Origin of the sequence: Synechococcus sp. PCC 6716 (genome assembly GCF_022570815.1) — a bacterium.
Classification (GTDB): domain Bacteria; phylum Cyanobacteriota; class Cyanobacteriia; order Thermosynechococcales; family Thermosynechococcaceae; genus Thermosynechococcus; species Thermosynechococcus lividus.
Window position 1 is genome coordinate 77,147 of record NZ_JAKLTU010000010.1, and the last position, 26,073, is coordinate 103,219.

Here is a 26,073-nt window from a genome sequence, read left to right on the forward strand (position 1 = left end):
TTGAGTTACCGATGCATTTTACAATCGCCAGTCTGCTCGCTAATTTTACTGAAGATAAGTTTGTTGCCCCGAAAGCCCTTGAAAAAAAACTGGGGTGTGAGGATGAACAGAGCCAACGGGAATTAGAAATTGCCCTCGATGCCCTTGAGCGCATTGGTCTGCTCACGAAGGAGCGGGGAAAGTATCGCCGCAACTACGAGGAAGGTCTCATTGAAGGGCGACTGCGCTGCTCCAGTAAGGGCTTTTGCTTTGCCATTCAGGATACCGAAGGGGCAGAGGATATTTTCGTTCGTGAAAATCAACTCAGTACGGCGTGGAATGGCGATCGCGTGCTGGTGCGGGTCACGCGGGAAGGGCGCCGCAAAAAATCTCCCGAAGGAGAGGTCAAACTCATTCTAGAGCGCGGCAACCCGTCAGTGATTGCCCGGGTCAAGCAAACCGAGCATGGTTTCCGCGCTACCCCCCTTGACGATCGCCTCCTGTTTGAAATTGCCCTTGAACCCAATGAACTGGTGTCCGATCTCTCGCAGGTGGTGGATCAGCTAGTACACGTCAACATCCGCCGCTATCCCTTGGGGGGGTATTTACCCGTAGGTGAAATTGGTCAAATTCTGGGGACTGATGCCCAGTCAGCACCGGTGCTGGATCTAATCTGTTGTAAGCACAACCTTGTGCGGCAGTTTAGTCCGGCACTGGGATCGGCGGCCACCGCCTTGAACCAGCATCTTCAAGCCATGGAGTTTGAGCAGCGTCAGGATTTACGGGAGTTAGTCACCATCACCCTCGTGGCTCCCGGCCAAGAACCCCAGGTGGCGTTTTCCCTCGATGCCCTGGATCAGGATCTATGGCAGCTTGGCGTTCATATTGCCGATGTCGGTGGCTTGCTGCCGGTGGATGACCCATTAGATCGGGCGGCACGGCGACAGGGGATAACCCTAGCCACACCAGAACTTAGCGTGCCTTTGTTGCCCCCCGAGTTAACCCTGCTGCGGCTTCTACCTGGGGGCGATCGCGCCGCGATTTCTCTGCTGATCCACCTGACCAGTGCAGGGGAGGTGCAATCCTACACCATTCACCGCAGCCGCATTAGCGTAGATGCCTGTGTTGACAGTGAGCAGGTGGTTGCTACCCTAGAGCGGGGGGATAGCTCCGGGGATTGGTTGCGATCGCTCCTGCGGTTGGCCACTGCCGTGAGCCAGCGGCGACAGCAGCGGGGCAGTATCGAGATCACCCCTGCCGTGAGCTTAAACCTCGCCTACGCCGATGAAGGCTTAGCCACTGCCATTCCCCTACCGATGCTGGCGCCTTGGACAAGTTTAGTGGTGCTGGCCAATGAACTCCTCGGCAAACACTTGGCAACCCTGAATGTTCCTGCCCTGTACCGCACCCAGCAAGTACCGGAACTGTACGCCGTGCAGGACTTTCTGAAGCTGTGCCAAAACCTCAATTTACCCCTCAGTCTTGGGGACAGCTCCAGTGTGGCACCTCAGGATTTTCAGCGCTTCCTTGAGCAGTTAGCCGCCTCCGATCTGGCAACTGTGCTCCAAGAGCTATTGCTCGATACCCTTAAGCCCGCCACTACCTCAGTCGCCCTCTCTCCCCACTTTAGTTTGGCGCTTGGCTCTGGCTATGCTCACTTTTGCTCACCGCTACAGCGCTACAGCGACATTGTCAACCAGCGGATTTTACATACACTGCTCACCCAAGGGCGCGATCGCCGCAGCCCCCGTGCCAAGGAGCGGGTGAACCTCGGCCACTCGAGCTGCCTAGAGCAGGTCACTTGGAATGTCTTAACCACAGATGTACAGCGGGAACTGGAAGCCCTCTTAAAAGAAATTGTCGCTCATTTACAGGAGCGGGAGCGACAAACCCAGAGTGCTTGGAAAGACCTCGTAGGGCTGCAACGGGTGCGCCAAGTGCAAGCCTGTATGGGAGAGGTGCGCCCCGGCATTATCACCGGTGTTCAATCCTATGGGTTTTTTGTCGAGCTAATTGAGTTCAACGTCGAAGGCCTAGTGCACGTTAGCTCCCTCAAGGATGACTGGTACGAATATCGCGCCCACGCCCAGACCCTAACAGGACGGCGCAACCGCCTGCGTTACCGCTTAGGCGATCGGGTTGACGTACTCATCAAAAATGTCGATTCCTATCGGCAGCAAGTGGACTTAACGGTGATGAGTGGCGGCTCCCAAGCCACTGACGAGGATCTAGCAGGGGGGGCTGACCCCATCCAGACCCATGCCCCGATGGCTGAGGATGACCAGCGTGCTTAACTATGAACACTCCCAGTACAACGGTTTCACTCCATGACTTTGGTAATTTCCTGCGGGATATTTGGTATTTTGGCCTGCCATCGGCAGATCTAAAGCCAAAGCAGTTGAAGGCAAAGGTCATTCTCGGTGAGCCCATCCTCTTTGGTCGTACCAGTGATGGCACCCCCTTTGCCCTGCGCAACCTGTGCCCCCATCGGGGGATTCCGCTGCACTACGGTCACTTTGAAGGCGACGAGGTCATCTGCCCGTACCACGGCTGGCGGTTTAATCGCCATGGCCACTGCACCCTGATTCCCTCCCTCACCAGTGACAGTGACGTTGACCCCAAGCAGTTTGGTGTCCTGAGTTATCCAGTACGGGAAGCGCAAGGGAATCTCTGGATTTATATGCCAGCCAAGGAGCGGCAAACCCCTGAACCAGCGTTGGAGGTGCCCCTTGTGCCGGGCTTCAGTGCCACAACCCAACCCCAAGCCGTACAAAAATTCATTTTTCCGGGGCATTTAGACCAAGTCTTTATTAACTTTATGGATCCGGCTCACGCACCCTTTGTCCATGGCGCGTGGTGGTGGCGTACCCGTGGGAAACTCTTTGAAAAAGCTAAAACCTTTGATCCGTCTCCCTACGGGTTTACCATGCGTCGGCATCCCCTGCTGCGTAAATCTTGGGCACACCATATCCTAGGCGGCCACCCGGAGGTGGAAATTATCTATCGCTTACCGGGAATTCGTATTGAAACCAACTACACCGATCGCCACACCTTTTGTTTTTTAATTACCCTCACCCCCATTAACGAGCATCAGACTGAACTGACCAGCATATTTTACTGGACCTTTCCGTGGTTGGCTCCCCTTAAGCCCCTGCTGGCTCCCTTTGCGCGCGAATTTATTAACCAAGACCTGCGCATTGTGGCCAAACAAAGCGAGGGGCTAGCCTACAACCCGCCCCTAACCCTGATCAAAGAGGCCGATAACCAAGCAAAGTGGTACTACCAAATTAAGCGAGAGTATGCCAAGGCCATCCAAGAGGGGCGGGAGTTTGTCAATCCTATGAAAACCCAAGTGTTGCGCTGGCGCTAGGGCTGCTGCGCTAACCACCGCTGGTATAGATCTGGGCGACGCTGCCGGGTTCGCTCAATTTGCTGGGCTTTGCGCCATTTGGCAATGTTCTCGTGGTGCCCCGAAAGCAGCACCGACGGCACCGGCCACCCCCGAAACTCTGCCGGTCGGGTGTAGTGGGGGTAGTCGAGCAAGCCGTCCTCAAAACTCTCCTGTTGCAGGGACGCAGCTTTGCCCACCGTGCCCGGCAAGAGGCGCAGCACACCGTTGAGGATGGTTAGTGCCGGAATTTCGCCACAGGTGAGGACAAAATCACCAATGGAAATTTCTTGGGTCACCAAATGCTCGACAACCCGCTCATCCACCCCTTCGTAATGGCCACAGAGAATGACCAGTTGATCGCGGTGTTTGGCCCATTCCCACAGATGCTGTTGGCGGAGGGGCTGACCTTGGGGGGTAACGTAAATAATCTCCCGTCGCGGTAAGACGGGGAGGGACTCCACCGCAGCAAATAGGGGCGCGGGCTTCATCACCATACCGACACCACCGCCGTAGGGTTCATCGTCAACGGTATGGTGTCGATCCTCCGTAAAGTCGCGGGGATTGGTCAGCACCACTGAAGCAATCCCCCGCCCCAAGGCTTTGGCCATCAGACCGGTCTTGAGGGGCGTGCTAAAGAATTCTGGAAACAGGGTGATAATGTCAAACCGCATGGCTTATGGCCGACACAGGGATGCTAGTTGACCGTAGTAGGCAAGGGCACGCTGCTGGCTGAGGGCGCACAGTTGCTGTTGTTGCCAAAGGTGTTGCTCCTGCTGGGAGGGGCGCGGGAGGTGTACCCCAAACAGTTGGTTGATCAGGGGGGTGCGATCGCGCCGTAGCCGCACAACCGCATAGTTGTCGTCAATCTGGGCGGCACGGGCAAGGGCGGTGATCACCTGAGGGCGACTGAGGGTGCCATCAATCAGGCGATATTGCTGCGCCTGAGCATTGCTAAACACCATGGCGCCCATTTGGTTGCGGATGACGCTGGGATCGATGCCGCGCGCCTTGGCGACATGGCTCACAAAGGTGCTGTACTCCTGCTCTAGCCCCGCTTGGAAGACCTGAATTTCTGCTGGCGTGAGGCGCCGGAAAGGATTGCCAAAGTCTTTGCCTCGCCCGGCACTGAGGGTGCGCTCTTCAATTGCGTTGGCGGTCACTCCCCCCTGAAATAGGCCGCTATCTAAGCTCGTGGGGCGATCGTAAAAGAGCACACTTGGGCCAATAATGCCGATACTGCCGATGAGGCTGCCATGGTCAGCATAGATTTTATCAGCGGCCACCATTGCCCAAACGCCCCCGGAGGCCGAAATACCTTCAACAAAAGCATAGACGGGTCTTTGGGTGGCTTTACGATAGGCGTTGATGCCGTCGGCGATCGCCTGAGAGCCAAAGATCGTGCCTCCTGGGGTGGCAATATTCAGTAGAATGGCCTTTACACTCTCGTCTTCGGCGGCGGCCTCAAGCTGCTGCTGCACTTGGTAGCCGTAGGTTACACCAACAATGGAGGAAAATAGAGTGTCTTCTTCGGTTTGAGGACTCCCTAAAATTGGGCCAACAATATCAATGGTGAGGATACGGTTGCGGCTGGTTTCTTTGCCACTGACGTGCTGGTAGGGGCTGTCCTGATCCGCTGGTGCCATTAAGACTCCCAGAATCGCAAGGAAGAGAGTGGCACTCATGCCAACAATCCCTAGGGTTAGGAAAAAGACGAGGGTGCCAAAAAAAATCATGCCGCAGTGATGTATAACAGCAGGCCAAAATGGAGGCAGAGAACGAGTCATGAATACCAAGGGAGTGTGGTTCGGTATAATCTGTACAGTTTTTTGTCTAACGTTCTCCTCATTTTAGCGGTGCATTGCGTTCTTCTGGGTCTTATCCGTGCTGTTGATCCTCACATTGGCCAATCCTTAATGGGGCTACTGTGGCCGTGAATGCTCGATCACGTTTGTGAGGTAGGTATTAATTCGTTGATGAAACCGTCCATGACTGCTGAGCAGTACTTAAACCACCCTACGTTTGGGCTGTTGTATGGCGTTTGTCCTGTGGAGGAGAATCGGGAACTGTTTACCACCCTCTACGCCCAGCGGCTGTTCTTTATTGTCACCCTGCGTCCGGAGGGGATGGAATTTGAGTCTATTAGTCGCACCGATGCGCGCCTGTTGATTGAACAGCGGTTGCGATCGCTGCGGCGGCTAGGGAAACAGGCGGAGTATGCCGCGCTGCAAAGCGTTCATCGCCAAACGTTTTTATAGGCCCTTGGGGCTGGCGGTAGATTCGCTAGACTGGGGCTAGGATCTGGGGAGAGAGGATGAGCTACGACTACGACTTATTTGTCATTGGCGCGGGTTCCGGCGGCTTGGCAGCGTCTAAGCGGGCGGCCTCCTATGGGGCACGGGTGGCGATCGCCGAAGGAGATAAAGTGGGTGGCACCTGTGTGATTCGCGGGTGTGTGCCCAAAAAACTCTTGGTCTATGCGTCTAAGTTCAGTCAGCTGTTTACAGATGCAGCGGGCTATGGCTGGCGCGCTGTCACGCCAAAGCTGGATTGGGATCGCTTAATTCGCGCGGTGGACAACGAGGTGAACCGCCTGAGCCAGTTGCACATTAGCTATTTAGCTAAGGCTGGGGTAGAACTCCTCCCCTTTTTTGCCCGGTTTGTCGATCCCCATACCCTTGAATTGGTCGATCGCGACGGCCAAGTACAACGACGAGTCACCGCTGCCAAAATTCTCATTGCTGTAGGCGGCGAGGCGATTAAACCGAACCTGCCCGGCATCGAGCACAGTATTACGTCCCGGGAGATGTTTCTGCTGCCGAAGCAACCGAAGCGGTTAGCGGTATTGGGAGGGGGCTATATCAGTGTTGAGTTTGCGGGCATCATGCGCGGGCTGGGCAGCGAAGTCATTCATTTTCTGCGGGGCGATCGCCCCCTGCGCGGCTTTGATCAAGACATTCAGGATGGGGTATATGAGGGGATGATTCGCCATGGCATTGATGTGCGCCCCCAGTGCCACATTAGCAGCCTGAAGCTCACCAAAAAGGGGAAGATTCGCGTTTGCTACGAGCAGCAGGGACAACCCTACGAAGCCAAAGTAGATGCGGTGCTGTGTGCGGTGGGTCGCGCCCCTAACCTACAGGGACTTGGGTTAGATCAAGCGGGGGTGCACCTGAACATTAATAGTCAGGGGATTGCCGCTATTGCTGTGGATGAGGCCTATCGCACCAATCAAGACCATATTTTTGCTGTAGGCGACTGTACAAATCGGGTGAACCTTACCCCCGTTGCCATTGCCGAAGGTCGAGCCTTTGCCGATACCCAGTTTGGCAATCTTCCCCGCACCCTCAGCTACGACAATATTCCCTCAGCGGTCTTTTCTCAGCCTGAGGCCGCCTCAGTGGGGCTTTCGGAGGCGCAGGCCAAGGCCAAAGTAGGGGCAGAAAATGTCTTGGTGTATCGCGCTGCCTTTCGCCCAATGTACCATAGTCTCACCGGCAAGGAGGCCAAAGTTGTCGTCAAGCTGGTGGTGGAAAAGCAAACGGAGTGGGTTCTGGGGGCGCACATGGTGGGGGATAACGCCGCCGAAATTATTCAGGGGATCGCGATCGCCCTGAAAATGGGTGCCACCAAAAAAGACTTTGATGCCACGATCGGCATTCACCCCTCAACGGCTGAAGAGTTTGTTACCCTGCGCTAGTGGCCACTTGAACCGGTTTGTGCAATAGCTCTAGAGCCGCAAGGTACTGGGGATCCGCTGTGGTGCCCATGGCCAGCAAACTTTCAGGTGCCTCAAGAACCCGCTGGTTCGGCTCAATCCCCACCTTATTGATGTTGCGGTGGTTAGGGGTTTCGTAGTGGGCAATAGTGACCGCTAAACCAGCGCCATCGGCAAGGCTAAACAGCGACTGAATCGAACCTTTGCCAAAGGTGCGATCGCCCACCAGTTGGGCGCGACCACTATCTTGCAGGGCACCCGCTAAAATTTCACTGGCACTGGCGGTGCCACCGTTCACCAACACCACCAGCGGATCATGGCTGAGGGGAGTCCCCGTGGCATTGAGGCTCTCTGTTATCCCTTGGCGATCCACCGTATAGACAACCACCCCAGGCTCCATCCACAGTTGGGCAATCTCCACGCCTGCCTGTAACAGCCCGCCCGGATTGTTGCGCAAATCGAGAACATACGCCTGTGCTCCCTGCTCTGCTAGGGTTTGTATTGCTTTACGCATCTCGGCGGGTGCCATGGCACTAAACTGCCCTAGGCGAATGTAGCCAACGGCACGACCCTCGACGTGGCGCAATTCTGCCACAACCGGGTTAATTTCGATGTGCCCTCGCTCAAGGGTGATGAGTTGGGGCGGCTGGCTACCATGTTGCACCTGTAACTGCACCCGAGAGCCACTGGCACCGCGCATTTTTTCCGCCGCCTCATCTAGGGTGAGTTGGGAAGTGGGAATACCATCAATGGCAAGGATGCGATCGCGGGGGAGAATGCCTGCTTTGGCCGCTGGCGAGCCATCAATGGGGGCAATGACTTCTAAAATACCTGTAGTAGGATCACTACTAATTTGGAGGCCAACTCCCGTTAGCTCTCCCGCCGTGGTGGTTTGCAAGCTGCGAAATTGCGCCGGGCGCAACAGGCGGGTGAAGGGATCCTCGAGGCTGGCAAGCATGGTTTGAATGGCTTGGTAGGTTGCCTCACGGTTAGGAAGTGGGCGACTGAGGATCTGTTGGCGCACCAGCCACCAGTTTTGACCATTAAAAGAGGTATCAACGTAAGCTTGGTTAACAATGCGCCATGCTTCGTTAACGAGTTTTTGCTCGTCGGTGAGGGCGATCGCCGGTGCTGGGGCAAGCAGCTGCCACCCCAGTAGCAGCAGCCATAGGGTCAATATCAGAACGTTAGCCGAGGTCTGCCAACGAACAGCCATGGGGCATCTCTATGCATTATTTCTTCTCTTTATCTATTCTAGGCATCTCCTAGACTAATAATTAAGGCATGAGAGTGTGTGGAGCTATGCGTGTGCTACGTTTGCCCCTGCAACCCCTTTGGCAACAACTCGCTGGCTGGCCCATTTGGCAGCCAACGCGCTTGGCGATCGCTGGCTCAGTGGTACTCCACGGCATTATCCTCGCCTTAGTGCGGGTGCCTGACACCACACCAGCGCCGATCGACATCAACGAAACGGTCGAGTTAATGAGCATTCCCGCAGAGCTAGAAGCCGATCTACCCTCCATTGAACCGCTGCTCCCCACGGAATTACCTGCCATCGAGAGTGTGCCGCCCCCCCTACCCTTTACAGGCATTGAACCGCCGCCCCTCACGTTTAGTCCCCTCCCGCCGCTGCCGCCCTTACCTCCCTTGGCAGACCTGCCGCCGCCCCCCCCGTTGACGTTTCAGCCCCTGCCGTCCCCTTGGCAGCTACCACCACCTGCCCGCCCGCGACCGGATACCGGCACGCCTGAACAAGACGTGGCCACTGCCCCAGAGCTTGCACCACCTTCGCCGGCTCCGCCACCCCAAGAACCACTGGCCACCACAGACGGGGAAGCCGCCGCTGCCCTCTCCCGCTGGTTTAATCAGACCCGCCTCACCCTCAATACCACCAATATTGGGATTAACCTCAGCCAGCGAGTGACCGATCTGTACCCCCCCGACGCCTGTGGCGATCGCCTGCAAGGGCAAGCCACCGTCGCCGCTGTGATTACCCCCGACGGTCAACTGCTGCCGGCCAATGCTGCCCCAGAGACCGGACTGCTCACCCAAAACCCGCAGATTATCCGCACTAGTGGCTCAACACTGCTGGATCAGGCGGCAATCGCCGCGGTGAAACAGCAAACCTTCTCGGCCACAGGGCAATACCAAGCCTTAGCCATCACCTTTGACTTTCAGTACCGACCAGAGGTCTGTACTGCAACCCGCCCCACACCCACGCCCCAAGCCCCCCCCCCTGCCCGCGAAGCCACCCCCATCCCCCAGTCATCGCCTACACCACCTGTTTCCACGCCACAGTCATCACCGACACCAGAACCGCCGCCACCTGCACCAAGCACCAGCGAAGCGCCCGCCAGCCCCGAGGCGAGTTCAGAGGCTGACTCTGTGGTATCTGAGTAGTATTAGTAATATTTCTTAAAAAAGTTGAGTCTTACTAACATAAATCTCGACAGAGATGGCTATGAAAATTACAATTTAGTAAGGCTCGCAAGAATCCTGCACTTCAAATCTTTGATTGAAGCGTGAGATGAATTGCGGCAGCAGCTTGTAGTACAATCCAAACAGTCTTGCATGGAAGGCGACTGAGCGAAAACCAAGCTATATACGTACAAGCATTTTCTTGTCCTCCATGCTGTTTGACCTGTGGGACACGGGGCAACGCCTATCGCCAGAAGGTAAGACTCATCACTCTTCGGAGTGGAAAGCACTTCTTTGGGTAGGAAACCGCTATTGTAATCGTTGATTCGATAGCGGTAGTTCACAAACACCATCACTGCCTTACGAGGTCGGCCTGTGCAAGCAACTGGAGCCTACATCCTAATAGATACCTTGTGTCGTCATGGCGTCAAGCATATCTTTGGCTACCCCGGTGGGGCAATTTTACCGATTTACGATGAGCTATACCGTGCTGAATCCCGCGGGGCGATCCAGCACATTTTAGTCCGCCATGAGCAGGGAGCAGCTCATGCTGCCGATGGCTATGCCAGAGCAACGGGGCAAGTTGGGGTGTGTTTTGGCACCTCTGGTCCTGGTGCCACAAACTTGGTCACCGGCATTGCCACAGCCCACATGGACTCCATACCGCTATTAGTGATCACCGGTCAAGTGCCTCGCTCTGCCATTGGCACCGATGCCTTTCAAGAAACGGACATTTACGGCATTACGCTCCCTATTGTTAAGCACTCCTACGTGGTTCGCAATGCCAAGGATATGGCGCGCATCATCGCTGAGGCCATCTATATTGCCACCACAGGCCGGCCAGGGCCGGTACTCGTAGATATTCCCAAAGATGTGGGCTTGGAAGTGTGCGACTACGAGCCGGTAGAGCCAGGGCAGGTTAAGCTGCGAGGGTATCGTCCCACCATTCGCGGCAATGTGCGCCAAATTGCCCAAGCGGTGCAACTGATTCGCGAGGCCAAACGACCGCTGCTGTACGTTGGGGGGGGCGCAATTACAGCAGCAGCACATGATGAAATTTACCAACTGGCTGAGCTGTTTCAAATTCCAGTCACCACAACCCTAATGGGTAAAGGTGCCTTTCCAGAATCTCATCCACTCTCACTGGGAATGCTGGGGATGCACGGCACCGCCTATGCCAATTTTGCGGTGAGCGAGTGCGACCTGCTCATTGCGGTGGGGGCACGGTTTGATGATCGCGTTACCGGAAAACTGGATGAGTTTGCCTCGCGAGCAAAGGTCATTCACATTGACATTGATCCGGCGGAGGTGGGTAAAAACCGCGTCCCGGAGGTGCCCATTGTTGGCAGTGTCAAGCCAGTTCTACAGCAACTTCTGCACCATATCAACGAAACAGGCGTTCCCCCGGAACCGATGACCCATGGGTGGCTAGCGCGCATTAAGGCGTGGAAAGAAGATTACCCCTTAGTGGTGCCGCATCCTAGCGGGGAACTGTCTCCCCAAGAAGTGATTGTGGCCTTTGGCCGTCATGCTCCCGATGCGTTTTATACAACGGATGTGGGGCAACACCAAATGTGGGCTGCCCAATTTTTGAAAAATGGCCCGCGGCGATGGGTCTCTAGTGCAGGCTTGGGGACGATGGGCTTTGGACTGCCTGCGGCAATGGGGGTTAAGGTTGCACTGCCCAATGAGCAGGTGATCTGCATCAGTGGTGATGCTAGCTTTCAAATGAACTCCCAAGAATTGGCCACCCTTGCCCAGTACGGTATTGCGGTGAAGACAGTGATTATTAATAACTTCTGGCAGGGAATGGTGCGGCAGTGGCAGCAGGCCTTCTATGAAGAGCGCTACTCCCACTCCAATATGGCCAAGGGAATGCCAGATTTTATGAAGTTGGCGGAGGCCTACGGCGTCAAAGGATTGCGGGTGAGCGATCGCCACAATCTGGACGACATTATTCAAGAGGTGCTGACCTACGATGGCCCCGTCTTGCTAGATGCCCACGTGACCCGAGATGAAAACTGCTATCCGATGGTGGCTCCCGGCAAAAGCAACGCCCAAATGCTGGGCTTACCGGAGCAAGCAACCCTCGAAAAAGCGGCCGAGCTAGTGTACTGTACAAACTGCGGTGCCAAGACGATTTCTAGCCATCGCTTTTGCCCTGAATGTGGCAGCAAGCTTTAGCCAAGTTCTAACCAGTTGAGTAGCTGAGCCATTGCCAAACCTAGGTAATTGGCGACCCCATAGCCAAGGAGGCCAAGGGTGATGCCAACCCCCAGTAGGGCGGGCTGGTGGCGACTGCTCGCTTGAGCTGCAGCAGTGGTAGGCCCCCCCACCGCCGCTTGGGAGGCTAAGGCCAGTAATTCAACATCCAGCTTGAATAGATACCCCAGCCCAAAGATCACCACCCCATGGCTAAACACGATGGTGGCGGCAAACAGCACAATCTCAACCCCCACAGGCACTAACGAGGGCAGATGGGTTCCCGCGCCAATGACGGTAAAAAAGAGATTGAGACTAAACATGCCAAGGGCACCGGTACCACGGAGGTAGCGTACCCACTGGAATTGGGCAATGGCTACACTTAGGGTGGTGAGCCAAACCACTGTTGGGATAACCGGCCAAAATTGATGTAGCGCTGTAGCCAGCACTAAAACTCCCATGCCTAAGCTCAGGAGAATGGCTAAATCGAGGGGGGCGATCGCCGAGGCTGTGGGCAAGGGCGATAAAGCTAAGGCGTCTGTTGCTGAGCGCTGCGGATAAAACCGTGCCAAGACTGAGGGCAGCGTTAAAGTGAAGCCCAACCATACTGCCGTGAGCAGGTTATCTGCGGTCGTTGCTGCAGTAAAGAGCAGATCAGTGAGGTTCAGGGCACGCCCGACACTCACAAAATTTAAACTGCCACCAATGTAACTTGCTGCTAAGCTGCCCGCCAGCCGTGGGGTGTCGCCACCAAAACGACTGTGAAACAGGAGGCTCGCCAGTAGCGCCCCCATCAAGGTGCCCACAGCCGCAATCCCAAAGGCTAACAAGGCCGATCGCCCCAAGCGGCGCACATCCTGCAAATTCACAAGCAACAGTAACCAGACGATGGCTAAGGAGGTCACTGGCCCATAGATGGTGTCATAGACAGCAGACTGTTGGGGAATGACCCCTAAGTTGGCACACAAGGCCGCTAGGAGCAAAATAATTAAGGATCCCCCCACCCGTGCTGCCCAACGATAGCGGTGCTCCAGCCACAGCCCCAAGGCAGTCAGGGTGAGTAAAATGCCCCAGAGGGTGAGGCTCTCATCCATGGGAAGCCACCTCTGGCATGGGTTGCCCTAAGCGGGTGGGTTGCTCGTAAACTCGCCGCAGGGTATTCACATCCCGCTGAGAAATGGGCGGTGGATCCGCTACTTGGGCAAAATAGAGAGCATCCGTGGGCAGGGGACTATGCCCCCAAATACCGAGGGCATGACCCAACTCATGGCGCAGAGCCGCCAGCACATAGCGGGGGGCTTGGGTGGGTCGCACCACCACCCGAACCCGATGCCGCAGTAGGCCGTTGCTATCCACAAACAGTTCATAGCTGGTTTCCGCCGCTCGGACACGACGGTTGTTTTGGTCGCTGGGTCGCTCAGACTGGAGGCGAATATTGGCCGTAGCGGTTGGCGGCACAATTTGCAGTGGCAGATAGGCCGACCATTCGGCAACAGCTTGCTGGGCTGCCTGTGCCCATAGGTTATTGGGATCCCGCGGCGGGGGGTCAATGGCCACGGTCACCGGAAACGCTGTCCACAGCAGATACCCCACTTCCAACGGCTGTACCTCGGTAAAATAGTCGTCCCCCGCCGGAGGCAGAGTTGCAAGGGAGCTAGGCAAGGGATAGGTGGTAAGGGGGGGTAAGGCAAGATTTTGGCGGGCAAGGGAGGGGGAGCTACCGCTGAGGACAACTCCCACAGCAACGATGAGGGCAATTACCGAAAACCGCCAGCGCGATCGCATCTCTCCTCCTTAGCACCCGCTCAAAAATGGCCAGCCCGGAAAGCGCCAGAGGATGATGGGGATGGCAACGGTCCAGAAAAAGGCATTCCCAAGCGCCAGTTGCCCCGACAGATTCATGGGTAATTGGAGTAGCCCTTGCAACAACCACCGATCTAAGGGCAACACCAGCACCCACATCAGGCAGACTAGCGCCAGACCCAACCAGAATATCGACCAGCGGGCATTGGTGTTAATGTTCTCAAAAAAGGTACGACTCACCAGTTCCTCTAAAAGTGCCGTAGTTCCAGAGCGGTATTGTCCGCCGGTGGCTTGGGTCGCGGCTGCCAGTTGTGGCGCATACTCCCCGACAACAATGGCATTAATTTTAATCCCTTGCCCTTGGGCTGAGGTGACGACAGCGGTATCCACTGGTGCTGCGCCATCGGTAATGATCAGTAATTCACGGCAGCGGTTAGAAACCTGTTGCAGTTGCTGGGTGGCGGTGGCGATCGCCCCCGATAGGTTCGTGGCGCTGGGGTCCACCTGAGCTAAAAGATCGCTGCGGTTGAGCGCCTGATCGAGGTGTGTCAGCAAGACATCGGCCTTGGTTTCAAAGCGTGGGGTTAAAAAGACCACATTGCGGCCAAAGCCATGGATCATGATGGCATTGGGGTTAGCCAACTCCCGCTGATTGCGTTGCAGATAGAGTTTGGCCGCGGCTACCTGCTGCGCCATCACGGTTTGAGGCTGGTTAAACTGTAAGGGATTGTCCCCAAAGGTGCTGCCACTCAAATCCAAGGAAAGCACCACCGCCACACTGGGGCGCCCCCACCCCAACAGCGTAAACAGAAGTGCCAAGAGCAGGCACCCCGTCAGCAGGATCAGGGGACGTTGAAAGAGGGGATAAGACCACAGGGGTCGCCGTTGACGATACATGGGGCTACTGGGTGTCAAGGGTTCCCCTAAACACTGCGACGGCAGGTCCGGTCATATACAGATGTTGACTGTGCACATCCCAGCGAATATGCAGATCACCGCCGGGTAGTTCAACCGTGGCTTGGGCTTGCCCTGCTGCATCGGCTTTGAGTCGCCCGGTGAGTACCGCCGCAACAACCGTGGCACAGGCACCGGTACCGCAGGCAAGGGTCATCCCCGCCCCCCGCTCCCAGACGCGCATGCGCAGGCGATCGCCCCCCAGCACTTGGACAAACTCAGTATTCGTGCGCTGGGGAAACACAGCATGGTGCTCAAACAGTGGCCCTAGCGTCTCTAAGGGAATAGCGGCTACATCTTCTACAAAGGTGACACAGTGCGGATTCCCCATACTCACACAGGTTACCAGCCAAGGGCGATCGGCCACCGTCAAGGGCACCTCGATCACTTTGGCATCTGGAGCGGTTAGGGTAGTGGGGATTTGTTGCGCCAGCAGTTGTGGTGTCCCCATATCCACTGTCACTTGACCGTCTGCTTGAATGTGGGGCACCATCACCCCCGCTAAGGTGTCAATGCGGTAGCTGACGGTTTCACCACAGGTGCGGCCTTCCAGTTCAAAAATAAACTTGGCTAGACAGCGAATGCCATTGCCACACATTTCGGCAACGGAGCCATCGGCATTGTACATCCGCATTTGGTAGTCACAGTCGCCAGTGCCCGCCAGTAGGAAAATTACCCCGTCGGCACCCACCCCAAAGTGGCGATCGCACCAGTGGCGAGCCTCCTGTGGCGAAAGACGAAGGGTCGGCTGCTGACGATTGTCTAAGAGTAGGAAATCGTTACCTAGCCCTTGGTACTTCTGAAAAGATAGGCTCATAGAATTGTAGAGGAACTAGAGGAGAACCCATGACTGACGAATTCCAGACGGGATTACCCAGTATCCGCCAGCTACAGACCTTAATTAAAGATAGCACTGAGGTTGAGGTGAAACTGAGCACAAGTGATCTAGTGGTGGGAAAGGTGCGCTGGCAAGACGCAAACTGCCTGTGCGTGGTGGATCACTATGACCAACCAACGATTATTTGGAAGCAAGCCATTGTCTTTATTAAGCCGAAACTGACTTAGGGAGCTGGGGAGCTTGCCAGTGGCCAGAGGGCTAGCCCCGCCTTCAGTGCTGCGTGATACACCACCTGCCATGGCTGCTGATGCTGCCGTGCTAGGGCGGCACAGTCTTCATACTCCGGCTGCACATTGAGGGGGTGTCCGTGACCATCGGTGGCTAATTTCAGCCGCACCTCGCCAAACGGGGTAGTCACGGTTTTGATCTGCCGCTGGAGGACATAGCGATCTTGCACTTGGCGGCGCAGCCCTAGGGTCGTGGTTTCCCGAAAGAGGGTCTGAACACAGGCGGCTTCGGCACTGAGAGGACACAGTACGGTCAGGAGCACCCCAAGGCGTGACTTTTTCATTGTAATGGCTTGACAGAAGACCTCCACCGCACCAGCGGCATAGAGTTGCTCTATCGCGTAGGCTAAGGCTTGGGGCGGCAGGTCATCCAGTTGGGTTTGCAACTCCACAATGGCGGTGGGGGTTGGCGGTTGGCTGTTGGGGGTTTCGCCTAGCCATAGGCGGAGGAGGTTCGGCAGCGGTAACTCATGGCTGCCAGCACCTAAGCCTACTCGCTCTAGGGTCATGGCGGGTGGGGTGCCAAAGTCTTGGCTAAGGGCACAGACAATCGCGGCACCCGTGGGGGTCACCAGTTCGTTCGCAATCCCGTTGCTGTAAACCGGCACCCGATAGGCTTGCCAGAGTTGCAAGACCGCTGGCACGGGCACCGGCAGTTGACCATGGGCGGCCCGTACTGTCCCGCCACCGGTGGGCAAGGGCGAGCAGTAGATCTGCTCAATGCCGAGGTAATCTAGCCCTAAACAGGTGCCAACAATATCCACTAGGGCATCCACGGCACCGACTTCGTGGAAGTGAACGGCAGTGGGGGCAATGCCATGAACGGCACCTTCGGCGATCGCCAAGGCTTCAAACACCCGTAAACTCCAGTCGCGGGCGCGATCGGGCAAATCTGCGGCTAAAATCTGCGCCTGAATGTCTGGCCAATGGCGGTGGTGCGGATGGCTGTGCTCGTGAAGCTGGACGTGAGCCTTCAGACCCCGCTGCCCTTTTCGCTGCACGGTTTCAGTGGTTAAGGTAAACTCTGCTGCAATTCCCAGCTTTGCCAGTTGCCCGTGCAAGTAGTCAAGGGGAACGCCACCATCGATCAGCGCCCCAAGGCACATATCCCCAGCAATTCCCGCTGGGCAGTCGAAGTAGGCAACGTTCATAGAACCTCCGAAATACCCTAACGCTGGGCTAGAAGTTACCCGCTAAGGCCGCTTCACAGCGATCGCACAACTGGGGATGGGTTGCAGAGCGCCCTACACTCTCGGCATAATTCCAGCACCGGACGCACTTGGTCCCGCTGGCGGTGCCCACGCCAACCCATAGCTCCGGTTGCTCAAGGGTGTAGCTCAAGCTGAGCGATCGCGGCTGTGGCATCACCTCCACTTGTGAGACTAAAAATAGATAGCGAAGTTCATCCACGCCATTACCCGCCAAGGCATCGGCACTGTTCATGGCCTCGAGGCGATCGCGCAGGTCTGGGTTGGCCACGTACAGCCACACCTTGGCTTCGAGGGACGAGCCAATGGCCTTTTCAGCGCGCGCCTGCTCCAGTACCTTGTTGACCTCTGAGCGCAACTGCCGCAGCACCTCCCAGCGGCTCGCCAAGGGTGGGTCGCGCCACTGATCCGCACGCTGTACCCAGCCACTTTGAAACACCGATGTGTAGGGCGTGGCAAACGGTAAGTGCTGCCAAATATCTTCTGCCAAGTGGGGCAGCACCGGGGCGATCGCCCGCGCCAGATTTTGTACCGTAATAGCAAGCACCGTTTGGCAACTACGGCGGCGATCGCTGGCAGGGGCACTAATGTACAAGCGATCCTTGGCAATATCCAGATAAAAATTTGACAAATCCACCGTGCAGAGGTTCTGAATGGTTTGGAAGAACCGGTAAAACTGGTAGCTGTCAAAGGCTGCCGTCACTTCGCTAAACACCTCATGGAGGCGGTGCAGCATATAGCGATCCAGTTCTGGCAACTGAGCGTAGGGCACAGCATCCTGCTGTGGGTCGAAATCGTAGAGGTTACCCAGTAAAAAGCGCGCTGTATTGCGAATTTTGCGATAGATATCCGCCAACTGCTTCAGAATCGTTTTGCCAATGGGCACATCATTGGCATAGTCCACCGAGGACACCCACAGCCGCAAAACATCCGCACCGTAGGCCGGGTCTTGCTTTTGGTTTTTGCCGCCCTCAATTACCTCGCGCGGATCCGTGACATTGCCCAAGGATTTACTCATCTTGCGCCCCTGCTCATCCAAGACAAAGCCGTGGGTGAGCACCGATTTGTAGGGAGCGTGCCCCTGCACCGCCACCCGGGTCAGCAGCGATGACTGGAACCACCCCCGATGCTGATCCGAGCCTTCGAGGTACAGATCCGCTTGCTGCTCCCCTAGAACTGCTGCCCAAGATGAGCCGGAGTCAAACCAAACATCCATGGTATCGGTGCCCTTTTCGTAGCGATCTGCCTGATCTTGCAGGGCGGGGGGCAATAGCTCCGCCACCGAGAGTTCCCACCAAGCATCAGACCCCCGCTGGCGAATGATGGCTTGGACATGGGCAATGGTGTCTGCCGTGAGCAGGGGGTCACCGGTCACCTTGTCATAAAACACCGGAATGGGTACCCCCCAACTGCGCTGCCGCGAAATACACCAGTCGGATCGCTCCGCCACCATGGCGGTAATGCGATTTTCCCCTTGCGCCGGAATCCACCTCACCTCGGCGATCGCCGCGAGGGCAGCATCGCGAAACCCCGCTACCGAAGCAAACCATTGCTCCGTTGCTCGAAAGATCGTGGGTTTTTTGGTTCGCCAGTCGTAGGGATACTTGTGAACGTAAGGCTCTTCTTTAAGAAGGGCGCCGGCAGCCTCTAAAGCCACAATAACCGCCTCATTCCCCTCTTTGAGGACATTCAGGCCAGCGAACTGACCCGCCTCCGCCGTGAAACAGCCATCTGCATCCACCGGGGACAGAATGGGCAGGCCGTAGCGTTGACCAACGGCGTAGTCCTCCAGTCCATGACCGGGAGCCGTATGTACTAAGCCGGTACCGGAGTCCGTTGTCACATAGTCACCGCCGATAACGATTTTGCTCTGGCGATCGTACAGGGGGTGCTGATAGCGGGTATGTTCGAGATCGGCACCCTTGGCGGTAGCTACCACGGTTAAGGTTGTGCCTAGGGTTTGACTGAGGGACGGCACTAAGTCGTGCGCCACAATCAGGTAAGCGTGGCGCTTTGCTGGCGCTACCCGTACCAGAGCATAGGTCAAGTCGGGGTTGACGCTCACCGCTAGGTTCGCTGGCAAAGTCCACGGTGTTGTCGTCCAAATGGCAACCCCCATCTGCCCGAGTGCTTCATACCAAGCTACGGCCAACCCTTGGGGGAGCTCCAGTACGTCAAAGGCAGCGTACACACTGCGGGACGTATGGCCTTCAGGATATTCCAGTTCTGCTTCCGCAAGGGCAGTTTTGGAACTGGGGCTCCAATGCACGGGCTTCAGACCGCGGTAGATATAGCCCCGCAGTACCATTTCCCCAAACACCCCAATTTGTGCTGCTTCGTACTCAGGTGAGAGGGTGAGGTAGGGGTGCTGCCAGTCTCCCCACACACCGTAGCGCTGAAAGCTCCGTTTTTGTTCAGCAACGGTTTTGAGGGCAAACTCCTTGGCGCGCTGCCGCAGGGAGAGGGGGGTAAGGTTCTGGCGTTCTTCAGCACTTAGGGTTTGCAGTACTTTGAGTTCAATCGGCAAGCCGTGGCAGTCCCAGCCGGGGCGGTAGTGAACTTTGCGCCCTTGGAGGAGCTGATATTTATTGATAATGTCTTTAAGAATTTTATTAAGGGCATGGCCAATATGCAGGGCACCGTTGGCGTAGGGCGGACCATCGTGAAGGATAAATACCTCGCCCGGATTGTGCTGTTGCAGCTGTTCATAGATCTGCTGTTGTGCCCAAAAGTCTTGCAGTTGGGGTTCACGGGTGGGTGCATTCGCCCGCATCTCAAAGGTCGTCTGTGGCAGGTTTACCGTATCTTTGTAGTCTGTTGCGGGGTCAGCCATGGCAGCGGGCAGGTTTTAGAATAACAGCAGGATAACGTGCCCTTCAATTGTAGGGGAAGTGATCGGGCACGCTCAAGCTATCAAGAGGTATCAAAGGCAGGCGTGATTTCTGTTCTTGGGTTAGATGTAGGGCGCAAACGGATTGGGGTGGCGGGCTGCGATCGCCTCGGGCAGCTTGCCACCGGCTTAAGGACGATTCAGCGCCGCAATTTTGCCCACGACCTTGAGCAACTCCGGCAACTGTGTCAGGAGCGGCAGGTCGAACGCCTAGTGGTGGGGCTACCCTACACCCTCAACGGTGAGCTGGGATCCCAAGCGCGGCAGGTACAGCACTTGGCAGAACGCTTTGGCAAGGCGCTTGACTTGCCGGTGGAGTACGTGGATGAACGGCTGACCTCCTTTCAAGCCGAAGAGATTCTCAAGCAGCGGGGGCGATCGCCGCGGCGGGAGAAAGCCCTTGTGGATCAAATTGCGGCGGCGTTAATTTTGCAGCAGTGGCTTGACGCACTCAAGCAGCCTGTGCAAACGACGGTAGCAACGCCTAGGCCGACGGCGGCAGAGAGAGATTGAAGCCGTTAATTTGCCACCAACGCACATTTTCCGCCTCAAAGCGACCATCTACATCCACTCTGACTGAAAAGTCAAACCATGCGGCTGGTGGGATATTGATTCCCCACAGGCGATCGCTGCCGAGAACCACACTCACTAAGCACTGCAAAAATCCGCCGTGGGAAATACACCACACACAGTGCTCATCCCCGTGTTTGCGTAGGTGCTTCCACGTTTGTTTGGCCCGCTGCCATGCCGCTGCCATCGACTCCGCTTCGGGAATCGGCACAAGACAGTCCTGCTCCTCCAACTCATTACAGAGATGCGGCTCCTGTTCCTGAGCTTGCGCCCAAGTCAGACCGGTAAAAATCCCCTGATCAATCTCAATTAAGTCCGCCAATTCCTGAATCTTTAAGCCAGAGATGGGGTTCATTAGGCGAGCCGCCTCACAACAGCGCTGCAGCGGACTGGTATAGATAAAATCCGGCGGGGGCAAAATCTCCCGTAGCGCAAGGGCTTGCTGGCGGCCCCGCTGTGTGAGGGGAACATCCTGCCGCCCTAGCATCACGCCAGTGTCATTCCCCACCGCTTCACCATGGCGGACTAAAATTAAGCGCATTTTGCCCTCCCCTGAATATCATGACTCGCGGTAAAATTGGCAATTGCTCCACTCCTCGGTAGAATTATCGTACTGAGTGGCTGCTCTCGATGGCTGGCCACAGATTTATTTACATTTGATTGATTGCATACCTGTGCCCGTAATCGCCCCTCCCATTCGTCCTGCTTGGCATGGCTTAATTCACGCCTACGGTGACTTTTTGCCCGTCAGCGATCGCACCCCCATTGTGACCCTTTATGAAGGGAACACGCCCCTGATTCCGGTGCCCCGCATTGCTGAGCGGGTGGGTCGGAATGTTTCAGTATATGTAAAGTACGACGGCCTTAATCCCACCGGTAGCTTCAAGGATCGCGGTATGACCATGGCGATCTCTAAAGCCAAGGAGGCGGGAGCGGAAGCGGTGATTTGCGCTAGTACTGGGAATACCTCCGCGGCAGCAGCGGCCTATGCGCGGCGGGCGGGTCTGCGCGCCTATGTCCTCGTCCCGGAAGGCTATGTGGCTCAGGGCAAGCTGGCTCAGGCATTGCTCTATGGTGCTGAAGTGATTGCCATTGAAGGGAACTTTGACCAAGCCCTTGACATTGTGCGGGTGATGGCCGATACCTACCCCATCACCCTAGTGAACTCTGTCAATCCCTATCGCCTTGAAGGGCAAAAAACCGCAGCCTTTGAGGTGGTGGATAGCTTGGGCAATGCCCCCGATTGGCTGTGCATCCCCATGGGCAATGCTGGCAATATTACCGCCTATTGGATGGGCTTCTGTCAGTATCGTGAACAAAATCGCTGCAATCGCCTCCCCCGCATGATGGGCTTTCAAGCAGCGGGCTCTGCTCCCCTCGTCAACGGTGCCGTGGTCGTGCATCCAGAAACCGTGGCTACCGCCATTCGCATTGGCAACCCCGCCAATTGGCAGCGGGCGATCGCCGTCAAGGAGGCCAGCCAAGGGGCTTTTAATGCCGTCACCGATGCTGAAATCCTCACGGCTTACTGCCTATTAGCCTCTGAAGAAGGCATTTTCTGTGAACCGGCCAGTGCTGCCTCTGTGGCAGGCTTACTCAAATTAGCCGATCAGGTGCCCAGCGGTGCCACCGTCGTTTGTGTGCTGACCGGCAATGGCCTGAAGGATCCGGACACGGCCTTGCAGCAGGAGAGCGATCGCTTTCATCGCCACATCGACCCAAGCGAAGCCACCGTCGCTAAAGTCATGGGGTTTTAATCACCTCCTAGGAGCCAAGCCAACAGCAGCAAGAAGGCTCCCCACAGCACAACGCCGGGAAGATGGACCCAGCCAAAAAACTCCATGGGAACACTCACAAACAGTTGAGTCAGCAGGATGCTGATGTAGCACAGAGCACTCAACAGAACCAGAAAAACCATGGCTCATACCTAGCTAGGCGTTGCCATAGATGGGGATCGCTGCGCCACTGATTGCCCCTGCACTCTCGGAAATGAGATAGGCAATCAGTTGACCAATGGCTGTTGGCGGCACCCACATCGCGGCTTGGTCGCTCCCCATCGCAGTACGGTTGTTGGGGGTATCGATAATACTGGGAAGAATTACATTGGCAGTAATGTTCATCCCTTTGGTTTCAGCGGCGATCGCCCGCGTGAAGGCCACAACAGCGGCTTTGGCAGCGCAGTAGGCGGCCAACTCAGCCGTGGGTTCCACCGCCCCGCGTGAACCAATCGTGACAATTCGACCGTAGTGTTGGGGTTGCATCCGTTTAAGGGCGTGTTTACACACTAGGAAGGTGGTTTCAACGTTGAGGGCGAAGCTGTGCTGCCAATCACTCAAGGCAACGTTAGCCGTCGCGCCCATGCTAAAGCCCCCCACTAAATGAACCACTGCATCGAGTTGGGGCATACGATTAATCAGTGCGGCTACTTCACTTTCGTTGTTGAGGTCGGCAGCGACAAAGCGGACATTGGCCAGCTCTGCTGCGGCCAGTTGCTGCTCAAGGTGCTCCCGTCCCACCGCATCAATGTAGGGAATGGTGAGGGTATAGCCCTGAGCCAGTAATACCGGAGCTACCCCTTGGCCTAAGCCGCCCGTGCCACCCGTTAACAGTACGGCTCGATGCCCTAGCCCACTCATTTTGCACTCCTTACGTTTAGTTGCCGTGCTTTATAAAACGTTTGCAAACTGTGGCGATCGCCCACAAATCGCCAATGCCACGGTTCATAGCTAACCCCTTGCGAATTGCTCTCAGGGAACGATAGTTCAAAGCTAAAGCGAGCAGCATTCACCGCTAACCACTGAAAGGCCGGGGTTTGCTCAAAGGCCACGCTAAGATGAGTGTCGGGCTGGCTGGCATCGCCAATATCAATGGCATACCCTGTATGGTGTTCACTGTAGCCCGGCGGCGCACTCATTAAGGCACGCTCACTCGTCCGCTGTCCTCGCTGCTCCTTCACCTGAAAAAAGAGATAATCTTGATCCTGCTTAGAGCGGAAGCCCGAAAGGGGAACCAGAATAATTCCCTCCTGCTGAGCCGCAGCAACCATGGCTCGAAATCGCTCCGCCGCCGCTCGGCGTAACTGGATCTGGCCGTCGGCACTTACGGGCACTAACTCACTCAGGGGTGCTTCTTCGTAGGGTAAATGCCCCAGCAGATTCTCTGTGGGAGCCGCAATGGGGTTCCCAACTGCTTCAGCAACGGCTGAGGGTTCCGTAGAACGGCTGAAAACCCAGACACCCCCAGCCATACAACCTAAGCCAATAATGCTGGCGATCGCCCACCGTTTATACAAGGGTTGTTTCTGAAGCCTAACCGCAGAGTCTGTTGGTAAGCGTTCTGCAATAGGAATATCTTGATCCATGCTCACACCCGCTAAGCGTGTTTCCTGTTCACAGGATATATGAGGCTAGCATACAAGGATTATTTTTTCAGTTATCAAGCCCATTGGGATGCAAGCCCCGTCCTTCAGGACGGTGGAGAATGTCAAGTTGATTGCCATGGGTTTGCCCTTCTGTGGCATTCTGAAAGGGAGGATATTATCCTTGGCGTAGAAGTGAGGCGAGAGAGCACCCTATGCAAACCCTGCCTAATCCAGTTCAAGCTGCCCCCACGCCCGTAGAGACGGCAATTGTGCGGCGCAAGACCCGACCGGTTCCCGTGGGATCCATCACCATTGGCGGTGGTCATCCGGTAGCGGTGCAGTCGATGATTAACGAAGATACGCTAGACATTGATGGTTCAGTGGCTGCCATTCGTCGTCTCCACGAAATTGGTTGTGAAATTGTGCGGGTGACGGTACCTAGTCTTGCCCACGCCAAAGCGATGGAAGAGATTCGCGATCGCCTCTACAAGACCTATAAACCTGTTCCTCTGGTGGCGGATGTTCACCATAACGGCATGAAAATTGCCCTAGAAGTGGCCAAGTACGTGGATAATGTTCGCATTAATCCGGGGCTGTACGTGTTTGAAAAGCCCAAGGGCGATCGCACCGAATATTCTGCGGCGGAATTTGCTGAAATTGGCGACAAAATCCGCGAAACCCTTGAACCCCTAGTGATTTCCCTGCGGGATCAGGGTAAATCCATGCGCATTGGTGTAAACCATGGCTCGTTAGCCGAGCGGATGCTCTTTACCTACGGTGATACCCCCGAAGGCATGGTGGAATCAGCCCTAGAATTTATCCGTATTTGTGAGTCCTTGAATTTTTACAACCTTGAAATTTCCCTCAAAGCCTCGCGGGTACCCGTGATGCTGGCAGCTAACCGACTAATGGTGAAACGCATGGATGAGTTGGGGATGGACTATCCCCTCCACCTTGGGGTGACCGAAGCAGGAGATGGCGAATACGGACGCATTAAATCCACCGCTGGCATTGGCACCCTCCTAGCCGAGGGTATTGGCGATACCATCCGCGTCTCTCTCACGGAAGCGCCGGAAAAAGAAATCCCCGTGTGCTATGGGATTTTGCAGGCACTAGGGCTGCGGCGCACCATGGTGGAGTATGTCGCCTGCCCGTCCTGTGGTCGTACGCTGTTTAACCTTGAGGATGTCTTACACAAAGTGCGTGAAGCCACGAAGCATTTAACTGGCCTGAATATTGCCGTGATGGGGTGCATTGTCAACGGCCCCGGAGAAATGGCCGATGCCGACTATGGGTATGTGGGCAAGCAACCGGGCTATATTTCCCTGTATCGCGGTCGGGAAGAGGTAAAGAAAGTGCCCGAGTCAGAAGGGGTGGCAGCCCTCATTGACCTCATTAAAGCTGACGGTCGATGGATTGACCCGCAATGACGGTCGTGCGCCCCAATGAAGCATTGACACGGTTAATGCTAGGGAACCAGCGGTTTGTGCAGCACCGGCTCGATAACCCCCATCGTGACTTCACCCGTATTGAAGCTGTGGCGGAGCATCAAGAACCCTTTGCTGCCATCCTCAGTTGCGCTGACTCGCGGGTTATTCCTGAAGTTCTGTTTGATCAAGGGATTGGCGACATGTTCGTCATTCGGGTTGCTGGCAACTTAGCCATGATGGATACGGTCGCTAGCGCCGAGTACGCGATCGCCGTGCTGGGGGTTTCGCTATTGATGGTATTGGGTCATGAACGCTGTGGTGCAGTGAAAGCCACTCTCACGGGAGGCAGCTTTCCAGGAATTATTAGCACCCTCGCCGAATCAGTGGCTCCTGCTCTCAAAGCCACCCAACACCAGACAGGCGATCGCCTCACCAACGTTATTCAAGCCAATGTCCACCTCCAACTAGAGCGCCTGTCTCGCTCCACAGTTGTCAAAGCCGCCATGGCCAAGAGGCAACTGCGCTTAGTGGGTGCCTACTACGATTTAGATACCGCCGAAGTGCAAATCCTTGAAGACCGTCCTGATGCTGGTGTTTGAGAGTAAAAGTCATGACCGCAGAAACAATTTTTAGCCGCATTATTCGCCGTGAGATCCCCGCCGACATTGTCTATGAGGATGAGCTGTGTCTGGCCTTCCGCGACATTAACCCCCAAGCCCCGATCCACATTTTGATTATTCCGAAAAAGCCAATCCCCCAGCTTAGTCTTGCGGAACCGGAAGACCACCGGGTACTGGGTCACCTGCTGTTGAGCGCCAAGCGGATTGCCGAAAACGAGGGGCTGAGCAATGGCTATCGCATTGTGATCAACAATGGCGCAGATGGCGGGCAAACCGTCTATCACCTCCACCTTCACCTGCTGGGAGGCAGAGCCTTCCAGTGGCCTCCTGGGTGAGGCCACCACAGTTATTTACTTTCTGTAATGCTTTTTACGGGCGATCGCCGAAAACTCGTAGCTTAAGATACA

At 56.0% G+C, this 26,073-nt stretch carries 25 protein-coding genes; 12 read left to right on the forward strand and 13 right to left on the reverse strand.

All coding sequences use genetic code 11. The features are described from left to right. Positions 1 to 11 precede the first annotated feature (11 nt). Together L5220_RS07230 and L5220_RS07235 are read left to right on the forward strand one after the other, a co-directional pair. A complete protein-coding gene (locus L5220_RS07230) occupies positions 12 to 2,273 on the forward strand; it encodes a ribonuclease R family protein (protein ID WP_499572637.1) in 2,262 nt (753 codons plus the stop codon). Between the two features lie 2 nt (positions 2,274 to 2,275). Continuing rightward, the gene (locus L5220_RS07235) at positions 2,276 to 3,349 is read left to right on the forward strand and encodes a Rieske 2Fe-2S domain-containing protein (RefSeq protein WP_448513988.1); all 1,074 of its coding nucleotides are present in this window, start codon (positions 2,276 to 2,278) and stop codon (positions 3,347 to 3,349) included. Here the strand turns inward: L5220_RS07235 and trmD are convergent. Beyond that, positions 3,346 to 4,041, reverse strand: coding sequence for a tRNA (guanosine(37)-N1)-methyltransferase TrmD (gene trmD, locus L5220_RS07240; RefSeq protein ID WP_499572639.1), 696 nt, complete (start codon positions 4,039 to 4,041; stop codon positions 3,346 to 3,348). The two genes, L5220_RS07235 and trmD, sit on opposite strands and share 4 nt — an antisense overlap. Before the next feature lie 3 nt (positions 4,042 to 4,044). After that, positions 4,045 to 5,103, reverse strand: a complete 1,059-nt coding sequence (locus tag L5220_RS07245; protein ID WP_499572641.1) for a S49 family peptidase — start codon at positions 5,101 to 5,103, stop codon at positions 4,045 to 4,047. Positions 5,104 to 5,355: 252 nt separating this feature from the next. On the opposite strand from L5220_RS07245, the gene pipX reads away from it, so the two are divergent. Next, positions 5,356 to 5,625 carry a transcriptional coactivator PipX gene (pipX, locus tag L5220_RS07250; RefSeq protein WP_198406226.1) on the forward strand — a complete coding sequence of 90 codons (270 nt, stop codon included), beginning with the start codon at positions 5,356 to 5,358 and terminating at the stop codon, positions 5,623 to 5,625. A gap of 56 nt (positions 5,626 to 5,681) precedes the next feature. Next, the gene (gor, locus tag L5220_RS07255) at positions 5,682 to 7,067 is read left to right on the forward strand and encodes a glutathione-disulfide reductase (protein WP_499572643.1); all 1,386 of its coding nucleotides are present in this window, start codon (positions 5,682 to 5,684) and stop codon (positions 7,065 to 7,067) included. Here the strand turns inward: gor and L5220_RS07260 are convergent. Then, positions 7,054 to 8,301: a S41 family peptidase gene (locus tag L5220_RS07260; protein ID WP_499497867.1), complete on the reverse strand. Its 1,248-nt coding sequence runs from the start codon at positions 8,299 to 8,301 to the stop codon at positions 7,054 to 7,056. The genes gor and L5220_RS07260 overlap by 14 nt on opposite strands. Before the next feature lie 92 nt (positions 8,302 to 8,393). Between L5220_RS07260 and L5220_RS07265 the strand changes: the two genes are divergently transcribed. Both L5220_RS07265 and ilvB read left to right on the forward strand, forming a co-directional pair. Then, the gene (locus tag L5220_RS07265; RefSeq protein ID WP_499572645.1) at positions 8,394 to 9,485 is read left to right on the forward strand and encodes an energy transducer TonB; all 1,092 of its coding nucleotides are present in this window, start codon (positions 8,394 to 8,396) and stop codon (positions 9,483 to 9,485) included. Positions 9,486 to 9,878: 393 nt separating this feature from the next. Next, positions 9,879 to 11,687 carry a biosynthetic-type acetolactate synthase large subunit gene (ilvB, locus tag L5220_RS07270; RefSeq protein WP_499572647.1) on the forward strand — a complete coding sequence of 603 codons (1,809 nt, stop codon included), beginning with the start codon at positions 9,879 to 9,881 and terminating at the stop codon, positions 11,685 to 11,687. Here ilvB and L5220_RS07275 read toward each other — a convergent pair. The 4 genes from L5220_RS07275 to dapF are packed head-to-tail and all read right to left on the reverse strand — an operon-like array spanning position 11,684 to position 15,279. Then, positions 11,684 to 12,799: a DUF819 family protein gene (locus L5220_RS07275; protein WP_499572649.1), complete on the reverse strand. Its 1,116-nt coding sequence runs from the start codon at positions 12,797 to 12,799 to the stop codon at positions 11,684 to 11,686. The genes ilvB and L5220_RS07275 overlap by 4 nt on opposite strands. After that, positions 12,792 to 13,490, reverse strand: coding sequence for a peptidase (locus tag L5220_RS07280; protein ID WP_448527091.1), 699 nt, complete (start codon positions 13,488 to 13,490; stop codon positions 12,792 to 12,794). The genes L5220_RS07275 and L5220_RS07280 overlap by 8 nt, the downstream gene beginning before the upstream one ends. A gap of 9 nt (positions 13,491 to 13,499) precedes the next feature. Continuing rightward, positions 13,500 to 14,423, reverse strand: coding sequence for a vWA domain-containing protein (locus L5220_RS07285; protein ID WP_499572651.1), 924 nt, complete (start codon positions 14,421 to 14,423; stop codon positions 13,500 to 13,502). Continuing rightward, complete coding sequence (dapF, locus tag L5220_RS07290) at positions 14,410 to 15,279, reverse strand: diaminopimelate epimerase (RefSeq protein ID WP_099798583.1); 870 nt, start codon at positions 15,277 to 15,279, stop codon at positions 14,410 to 14,412. Before dapF ends, L5220_RS07285 begins: the two co-directional genes overlap by 14 nt. A 29-nt stretch (positions 15,280 to 15,308) precedes the next feature. Between dapF and L5220_RS07295 the strand changes: the two genes are divergently transcribed. Further along, complete coding sequence (locus L5220_RS07295) at positions 15,309 to 15,527, forward strand: Hfq-related RNA-binding protein (protein ID WP_448514849.1); 219 nt, start codon at positions 15,309 to 15,311, stop codon at positions 15,525 to 15,527. Here L5220_RS07295 and larC read toward each other — a convergent pair. Continuing rightward, the gene (gene larC / locus L5220_RS07300) at positions 15,524 to 16,738 is read right to left on the reverse strand and encodes a nickel pincer cofactor biosynthesis protein LarC (RefSeq protein WP_448527088.1); all 1,215 of its coding nucleotides are present in this window, start codon (positions 16,736 to 16,738) and stop codon (positions 15,524 to 15,526) included. The two genes, L5220_RS07295 and larC, sit on opposite strands and share 4 nt — an antisense overlap. A gap of 28 nt (positions 16,739 to 16,766) precedes the next feature. After that, positions 16,767 to 19,628: an isoleucine--tRNA ligase gene (gene ileS, locus L5220_RS07305; protein WP_499572654.1), complete on the reverse strand. Its 2,862-nt coding sequence runs from the start codon at positions 19,626 to 19,628 to the stop codon at positions 16,767 to 16,769. 102 nt (positions 19,629 to 19,730) lie between these two features. On the opposite strand from ileS, the gene ruvX reads away from it, so the two are divergent. Beyond that, positions 19,731 to 20,198: a Holliday junction resolvase RuvX gene (gene ruvX / locus L5220_RS07310; RefSeq protein ID WP_499572656.1), complete on the forward strand. Its 468-nt coding sequence runs from the start codon at positions 19,731 to 19,733 to the stop codon at positions 20,196 to 20,198. Here the strand turns inward: ruvX and L5220_RS07315 are convergent. Continuing rightward, on the reverse strand, positions 20,170 to 20,796 hold the full coding sequence (locus tag L5220_RS07315; protein WP_448525018.1) for a histidine phosphatase family protein: 627 nt from the start codon (positions 20,794 to 20,796) through the stop codon (positions 20,170 to 20,172). The two genes, ruvX and L5220_RS07315, sit on opposite strands and share 29 nt — an antisense overlap. A 133-nt stretch (positions 20,797 to 20,929) precedes the next feature. On the opposite strand from L5220_RS07315, the gene thrC reads away from it, so the two are divergent. Next, positions 20,930 to 22,012 (forward strand): threonine synthase, encoded by a 1,083-nt coding sequence (gene thrC, locus L5220_RS07320; protein ID WP_499572658.1) that lies wholly within the window; start codon positions 20,930 to 20,932, stop codon positions 22,010 to 22,012. On the opposite strand, the gene L5220_RS07325 is transcribed toward thrC, so the two are convergent. From L5220_RS07325 to L5220_RS07335, 3 genes are read right to left on the reverse strand one after another with little or no spacing between them, the layout of a single operon-like run. After that, the gene (locus tag L5220_RS07325) at positions 22,009 to 22,173 is read right to left on the reverse strand and encodes a hypothetical protein (RefSeq protein WP_499572660.1); all 165 of its coding nucleotides are present in this window, start codon (positions 22,171 to 22,173) and stop codon (positions 22,009 to 22,011) included. The two genes, thrC and L5220_RS07325, sit on opposite strands and share 4 nt — an antisense overlap. Before the next feature lie 13 nt (positions 22,174 to 22,186). Continuing rightward, positions 22,187 to 22,891: a 3-oxoacyl-ACP reductase FabG gene (fabG, locus tag L5220_RS07330; protein ID WP_499572662.1), complete on the reverse strand. Its 705-nt coding sequence runs from the start codon at positions 22,889 to 22,891 to the stop codon at positions 22,187 to 22,189. After that, a complete protein-coding gene (locus tag L5220_RS07335; RefSeq protein ID WP_499572664.1) occupies positions 22,888 to 23,616 on the reverse strand; it encodes a M15 family metallopeptidase in 729 nt (242 codons plus the stop codon). Before L5220_RS07335 ends, fabG begins: the two co-directional genes overlap by 4 nt. Positions 23,617 to 23,828: 212 nt before the next feature. Between L5220_RS07335 and ispG the strand changes: the two genes are divergently transcribed. Genes ispG through L5220_RS07350 form a run of 3 tightly spaced genes read left to right on the forward strand, consistent with a single transcriptional unit; the run spans position 23,829 to position 26,001 of the window. Further along, entirely contained in the window at positions 23,829 to 25,046 is a 1,218-nt protein-coding gene (ispG, locus tag L5220_RS07340; protein ID WP_099798211.1) for a (E)-4-hydroxy-3-methylbut-2-enyl-diphosphate synthase, read from the forward strand. After that, entirely contained in the window at positions 25,043 to 25,645 is a 603-nt protein-coding gene (locus tag L5220_RS07345) for a carbonic anhydrase (RefSeq protein ID WP_499572667.1), read from the forward strand. Before ispG ends, L5220_RS07345 begins: the two co-directional genes overlap by 4 nt. A gap of 11 nt (positions 25,646 to 25,656) precedes the next feature. Continuing rightward, positions 25,657 to 26,001: a histidine triad nucleotide-binding protein gene (locus L5220_RS07350; protein ID WP_099798213.1), complete on the forward strand. Its 345-nt coding sequence runs from the start codon at positions 25,657 to 25,659 to the stop codon at positions 25,999 to 26,001. Positions 26,002 to 26,073: the final 72 nt, after the last annotated feature.